We start from the raw sequence: 6,947 nt of genomic DNA, 5'->3' as shown, positions 1-6,947 counted from the left end.
GCGCTGGTGGCCGCCGGCGCCGCCGTCGCGGTGCTGGCGACGGTCGGCGGGGTGCTGGCGCTGGCCTCCGGCGGCTCGGGCACGGACGGCGAGCGGACGAAGGTCGTCGACATCCTGCCGAAATCCGACGTCGGCCTCGGCGACGACACCCTGGTCTACTCCAGCGAACAGGACGGCCTGCGGGCGGTCTACAGCCTGCGGGCCGGCCCGGACGGCAGGCCCGGACAGCCGAAGAAGCTGACCGGCGACGACGCGAAGCCGGCCGCGCTCCCGGTGATCGTCGGGCCGCAGCGCAGGACCGTCCTCTACACGGTGATCGACTCCTCCCCCAGCCTGGTCGCGATCGCCGCGGACGGCAGCGGCGCGCCGATGCCGCTGTTCACCTCCGGCCCGGCGGCGGAGCTCGCGATCGCGCCGGACGCCCGGGCGTCGGTCGACCCGACCGGGAGGTTCGTCGTCATCAAGGCGGTACGCGGGCCGAACGACGGCGGCACCGGGCTCTACGTCGCCGCCGTCGACGGCTCCAGCGTCCGCAGGCTGAACGTGCCGGCCGGCGCCACCGACCCGTCCTGGTCGCCGCTGGGTGACCGGATCGCGTTCTTCGTCGGCGCGAACGGCGTCGACGGCGGCGCGCTGTTCACCATCGACGCCGACCCGGCCGCCGCCGGCGCGAAACCCGTCCCGCTCACCGCGGGCACGGAGGGCTTCGACGCGGACCCGTGCTGGTCACCGGACGGCAAGAAGGTCGCCTTCCGTCGCGCTTTCGACTCGAACCTGGCCGAGACGGACGTCTTCGTCATGGACGCGAGCCCGGGCGCCACCCCGCTGCGGCTGACCGAGGCCCCCGGCCGGGACCAGGACCCCACGTTCGTGGCCGGGGACGGCAAGAGGATCGCCTTCACCAGCCAGCGCGACGGCGCCACCAACCGTGAGATCTACCTGACGAGCGCGACCGCCCTCGACGACGCCCACGCCCAGAAGCTGACCTCGTTCCGGGGGGACGACGCGACCCCGCGCTGGACCTCCGGCTGAGCCCCCCGGCGACCGTGACCGGCCGGGCCCCCCGGCAGCCGTAACCGGCCGGGCCCCCCGGCAGCCGTAACCGGCCGGGCCCCCCGGCAGCCGTAACCGGCCGGGCCCCCCGGCAGCCGTAACCGGCCGGGCCCCCTGGCAGCCGTAACCGGCTGGGCTCCCTGTCCCGGTGCCGGGACGCCGGGCATCGACAGGGCGGCTACGGCTTTTTCGCCCCGGACAGCACGAGGTCCGGGCGGCTTCCGACCTGGAAGCTGCCCGGACCTCGGTCAGGGATGTGACGGGCGGACCGTCAGGACGGCGTCGGCTTGCGCTTGGCGGTCTTCGGGTCCATCCGGCGGATCAGGATGGCCGTGACGATGACGCAGATCACGCCGATCGCCACGCCGCCGGCGATGTCGATGCCGTATGCCCGCGCGGTGTGGTCGAAGAACGGGTCGTCGACGACCTTGGGGTTGAGCGGCTTGCCGTCGGGGCGATGCTCACGGGCCCGGCTGATCGCGTTCAGGTCACCGACCGAGGACAGTGCGGCGTAGCCCCAGCGGGCCGGCGCGACCAGGCTGACCTGCTCCAGGCCGGGCTTGCCGTGCACCGGCAGGATGCCGCCGCTGAACACGAGCTGCGCCATGGTGAGCAGGACGAGCAGCGGCATGGTCTTGTCCGCGTTGTCGACCAGGGCGGAGATGAGCAGCCCGAGCATGGCCGACGCCAGCGACACCACGATCACCGCGAGCAGGCACTCGAGCAGGGGGTTGCCCAGCACGACCGCTGTGTCGGGCTCCCGGCGGACCAGGCCGATCAGGGTGAACGGGATCGCCTGCAACGTCGTGATCAGGGCCAGTACGACGATCTTCGAGCCGATGTAGGCGGTCCGGGACAGCCCGATCGCCCGTTCCCGCCGGTAGATGGCCCGTTCCTTGACGATCTCCCGGACGGAGTTCGCCATCCCCATGAAACAGGCGCACAGCACCATCACCAGCAGGATCGTGCCGGCGTCCGAATTCGGTGAGCCGTCCTCGGGCAGGCCGAACCCGCCGGGGATGGCCCGTGGGATGAGCCCGAGCAGGAACGGGAAGGCGATGATCAGTCGTAGGTAGGATCTGTCGGACGCGACAACGGAGAGTGTTCGCCTACTTAACGTGACGAGCTGGGAGAGCACCGACTGCTGGCGGATGCTCGGCAGGTCCTCCGGTGCCGGGCGGGCCGACGGCGCGGTCACCGACGCGGGGACGTAGTAGCGCGACTGGCGGAACCGCTCCGCCGACTCCGCGCCGGGGGTGGCCTCCAGCATCAGGAAGACGTCCGGGTAGTCCCTCTTGGTGAAGAAGGACAGGGCGTCGCGCGGCGGGCCGAAGTAGGCGACGTACCCGCCGGGCGCCAGCACCAGGACGTAGTCGCAGAGATCCAGCTGGGCGACGCTGTGGGTGACCACGACGACCGTGCGCCCGTCGTCGGCCAGCTTGCGCAGCGACTCCATGACGTTCTTGTCCATGCCCGGGTCGAGGCCGGAGGTGGGCTCGTCCAGGTAGAGCAGGGTGGGCTTGGTCAGCAGTTCCAGGGCGACGCTGGTGCGCTTGCGCTGGCCGCCGGAGAGCCTGGCCACCTGGGTGTCGGCGTGCTGGGTCAGACCGAGCTCGGCGAGGACCTCGTCCACCCGGGCACCACGCTCCTGCTTGGTGGTGTCCGGCGGGAAACGCAGCTCGGCGCCGTACTCCAGGGCACGGCGGACGCTGAGCGTGGTGTGGAGCAGGTCCTCCTGGGGGACGTAACCGATGCGGCGGCGCAGCTCGTCGTACTCGGAGTACATGTCCCGGCCGGCGTAACGCACCGCGCCCTGGTCCGCGGGGCGAAAACCGGTCAGGGCGTTGAGCAGGGTGGACTTGCCCGCGCCGCTGGGCCCGACCACCGCCAGCAGCGCCCGGCCGGGCAGCCGGAAGGTCATGTCGTGCATGAGCTGCTTCTGGCCGGCCCACACGTTCAGGCCGTCGGCCTCGAAGCTGACGTCCCCGGAGTCGATGTACTCGACGAGCTCGTCCCCGACGAGCTGGAAGACGTGGTGGCCGACGGCGATGACCGCGCCCTGCGGCACCGGCTCGCGGATGATGCGCTTGCCGTTGACGAACGTCCCGTTGGCCGACTCGAGGTCGGCGATCTCCACGTCCCCGCCGGGGGCCAGGTAGATCTCGGCGTGCCGCCGGGAGGCCAGCAGGTCGCCCACGACGATGTCGTTGTCCCGGGAACGGCCGATGGACATCCGGCCCGGGCGCAGCCGGTAGGAGGTCTGGCGCTCGTGCTCACGGTCGAGATCGTGGCTGCTCGTCTCGGCCTGGTTGCCCGACGGCTGCCGGGGCAGCTGCGGGCCGGGCTCGTAGCCGGCGGAGTCACGCAGCATCGTCGGCATCTCGAAGTGCGGGTCGGCGTAACGCGGGGGGTCGGCGTAGCCGGCGGGAGCCTCCAGCAGGACGACGACCTCCGGCCCGGTCGGGGTACCGAGCCGGAACCGGACCTCGCCGTTGACGTCGACGCTCTGCACCCGCTGGCCGTCGAGCCAGGTCCCGTTCGAGCTGATGTCCCGGACGGCCCAGCCCGCGCCGACCGGCTCGATCAGCAGGTGCCGGCGGGAGACCCGGCTGTCCGGCATCACGAAGTCGGCCGTGCGCGCGCGGCCGACGACGAACGGCTGGCCGGCGGGCACGGTGGCCACGTTGGCACCGCTGACGACTCTCAGGGTCGTCTGCACGTGTTTCCCCCTTCGGCGACCCAGGGACGGTGGCCCCCGGCAGTGCGCGAGAAGTGCGCTCGCGCCGCCATCGGCCCTCTGGGGCGGGACACAGGCCGGATGTCCCGCCGGACTGACTTCGACATGAATTTTCCGATCTTGCTGGTCGTCGGATCGTAGCGCCGCCCACCTACCTCGATCGACGATGGGTGTGCCAATCACCACGGACTGGACGCAGAGGAGCAGGCTGCGTGGGGCCAGTCATGTCCGTAGACGGCCGGCTGCCGGTGTGACGATATCCAGTACCGGCCGAGGATGACGCGCGGGCTATCCCACGTCCGTCAACTGTCGTCGATTCGACGTCACGACAGAGGGCCAGGAAAAAAGATCTTGTTTTTCGCGTGCCACCAGTGGGCCGAATCCTCACGGTCACCGAAAGCAAACGAACGGCGACCGGGATTCATGACCGAGCGCATAGCGAACGGTCACGACGAGCCGGTACGGACGGCGACCGGCGCCGGCCCGGCAGCCGGGCACGGATACCGCTCGCCGCCTTCTTCCGGCGTCCAGCCTCTTCCAGCCACCTGCCGTGGCGCGTACCGTCCGTTACGAAGCCGGTGCGGGTTCCGCGGGCAGGACCACGTTCGTCGCCGTCGCGGTGACCGAGAGACCGTCCTTGCCGGTGGCGGCCTTCTCGATCCGTAGGTTGAACGGCAGGTTGTCGATCGGCAGCGGGATCCCCGGCAGTGGGAGGCCCGGCAGCCGGAAACCAAGGATCTCGGTGGGTATCAGGGTCAGCGTGTTGTCCTGGACCCCGAAACGGGTCGCCCCGCTCAGCTCCTGGGTACCGAGGAGGCCTGTGTCGATCCTGCCGGATATGTGCACCTCCTGGCCGTCGCCGACCGGGGTGACCTTCACGTTCTGCGTTGCCAGGTAGGCGTTGAGATCGTCATAGGTGATCTGCACGTCCGCGGTCACCTTGTCGACCGGCACGTCCTTGACCTGGTCGCGGATGGCGTCCCAGAACGGCACGTGGACGCCCTGCAGCCTGGCCTTCACCTCGGTGATCCGCGGGCCGGGCGTGGGAATGTCGGTGACCGTCACCCGCAGGTCGTCGTACTTGCCGAAGACGACCTGGGTGAGGAAGGGGAAGCCACCGATCGAGACGGCGGTGACCCTGGGTGGCCTGACCCCGGGGTTGGTGCTGCTCTGCGCCACCGACGTCTCCGCCTTCGCCTTCATCTGGCTCTCGGCGATCGGCACCGCCGCGCGGTCGGCCACGACCAACAGGATGACCAGCACGACCAACGTGATGATCGGCCACCGCCGCCGGCGGCGGGATACCGGGCCCGGCGTCACGCCGGTGGGCGCGAGGGGGGGCTGGCCTCCATACGATGGACCTCCGTACTGCGCACCCGTGTACGGCGGGCTCCCGTACGGCGGGCTCCCGGGCGGCGGGCCCTCGGGCGGCAGGCCCTCGGGCGGTGGGAACGCGCTGGTCGGCGGTATCGGTGCCGCCGGCTGACCCGGCTGACCCGGCTGTGCCGGCGCGTCGGGCTGTGCCGGTGTGCCGGGGGGCCCGGACCAGCCGGGCTGGGGAGCCGGCCGGAACGAGTCGACGGGCGGCGGCGGGCCGACCGGGCCGACGCGGGCCCGGTGTGTCTGGGCACCAGCGCCGGCAGCGGCACCGGACGGTGGGAGGCGCCGGGTCGAATCCACGGGCTCGCTGCCCACGTCCGGGTCGTCGTCGTGTCCAGTGCTCACGGTCAGGATGGTCGCATGGATGGCGGATCCCGGCACGGCATGGGTCAGATCACCCGGGAAAGTGCCCGTCCCCGAACAGGTGCGGCGCCCGCTCGGTGACGCTGGGCGGGCCCAGCCGGAAGACCGATCCGCGGGCGGCGGTGTAGGCGTTCCAGAAATGCTCGGCCACCGCGTCCGGGGAGAGCCGGCCGTCGGGGGCCACCCGGGCGTCGAGCACCACGGTCCGCAGCCGGATACCGCGGGCGCGCAGCACCGGCTCCAGCGACGTCCCGAGCGCGAGCAGCCCCGCCTTGCCGATCGCGAGGGCGAACCGGCCGGCGGCCGGCTCGGTCCGCGGCCCGGCCGCGGTCAGCAGCACACACGCCCCGGGACGCTCGGCCAGCAGCGTCACCGCGGCCTGGACGACGGTCAGCGCCCCGGTGACGTTGACCGCGAGGGTCTGGTTGACCGTGTCCGCCGACACCGACAGGGCGGTGCCCCGGATGCTCAGCTTGGCGTTGTAGACCACGGCGGTCAGGCCGCCGAGCTCGTCGGCGAGCTTGTCCAGCGCCGTGGCCACCGCGCCCGGCTCGGTGACGTCCGCAACCTCGCCACTGACGGCGATCCCGTCCCGGGCGAGGCCGGCCGTCACCCGGTGGACCGTGTCGGCCGACCGGGCGATCACCGCGAGCCCGAAGCCCTCCCGGGCGAACCGGCGCAGGAGCTGGACGCCGAACGCCTGCCCCGGCCCGACAACGACAAGCGCCCGCTCCCGGCGCGGGTCGGCGCGCTCCTGCTGCATGCGCCCATAGTGGCCCAGCGGGCCACGAGCCCATAACGGCCCAACGTGCCGCGAGCCCATAACAGCCCAGCGGGCCGCATGTCCGTAGCGGTGCCTGCGGCGGCCCGGAGGGCCTGCGGTCGGCAGCGGCCCAGGGGCCGCAGGCCGCCAGGGCCGGACCGGTGATCATCCCGCCCTCGGGTCGGCAGCGGCCCAGGGGCCGCATACCGGGTCCGTGGCGACCCCGCCGGGCCGGCCGGCTCAGGTGGCCCGGGGGACGAGGACGCCAGGGTTGAGGATGCCGTCCGGGTCAAGGGTGTGCTTCACCGCGCGCAGCACCGCCACCCCGAGATCGCCGATCTCCGCGGTGAGCCAGGGCTGGTGGTCGACGCCGACGGCGTGATGGTGGGTGATCGTCCCGCCGGTCTCGACGATCGCGCGCGAGGCGGCGGCCTTCACCCTGCGCCACCGTGCCACCGGGTCGTCACGGCCGGCGCACACGACGGTGAAGTACAGCGAGGCACCGGTCGGGTAGACGTGTGAGACATGGCACACGACCAGGCCGGGCGCTCCCCCGGCGGCGACCTCGCCCGCCCCCGCGCCGGCCGGCCCGCCAGCCTGCCCGACGGCTCCCCCGCCAGCCTGGCCGACAGCTCCCCCGCCAGCCTGGCC

Annotated in this window: 4 protein-coding genes and 1 pseudogene; 1 reads left to right on the top strand and 4 read right to left on the bottom strand. The window is 72.4% G+C overall.

Annotated features, from left to right (window positions below):
• Positions 1 to 1,032 (top strand): annotated as a pseudogene (locus tag NBX02_RS06380) (hypothetical protein); the annotation flags it as partial.
• Between the two features lie 292 nt (positions 1,033 to 1,324).
• Here NBX02_RS06380 and NBX02_RS06375 read toward each other — a convergent pair.
• The 4 genes from NBX02_RS06375 to NBX02_RS06360 form a co-directional block, all read right to left on the bottom strand.
• On the bottom strand, positions 1,325 to 3,772 hold the full coding sequence (locus tag NBX02_RS06375; RefSeq protein ID WP_250286533.1) for an FHA domain-containing protein: 2,448 nt from the start codon (positions 3,770 to 3,772) through the stop codon (positions 1,325 to 1,327).
• Between the two features lie 585 nt (positions 3,773 to 4,357).
• Entirely contained in the window at positions 4,358 to 5,515 is a 1,158-nt protein-coding gene (locus tag NBX02_RS06370) for a DUF2993 domain-containing protein (protein WP_250290426.1), read from the bottom strand.
• Positions 5,516 to 5,564: 49 nt separating this feature from the next.
• The gene (locus NBX02_RS06365; protein ID WP_250286531.1) at positions 5,565 to 6,296 is read right to left on the bottom strand and encodes an SDR family NAD(P)-dependent oxidoreductase; all 732 of its coding nucleotides are present in this window, start codon (positions 6,294 to 6,296) and stop codon (positions 5,565 to 5,567) included.
• A gap of 240 nt (positions 6,297 to 6,536) precedes the next feature.
• On the bottom strand, positions 6,537 to 6,947 hold a 411-nt coding region (locus NBX02_RS06360; RefSeq protein ID WP_445548297.1), incomplete at its 5' end, for an FAD-linked oxidase C-terminal domain-containing protein.

Source organism: Protofrankia sp. CiP1_Cm_nod1 (assembly GCF_920888515.1).
Taxonomy (GTDB): Bacteria; Actinomycetota; Actinomycetes; order Frankiales; family Frankiaceae; genus Protofrankia.
This window is presented reverse-complemented; position numbering and strand designations above follow the sequence as displayed.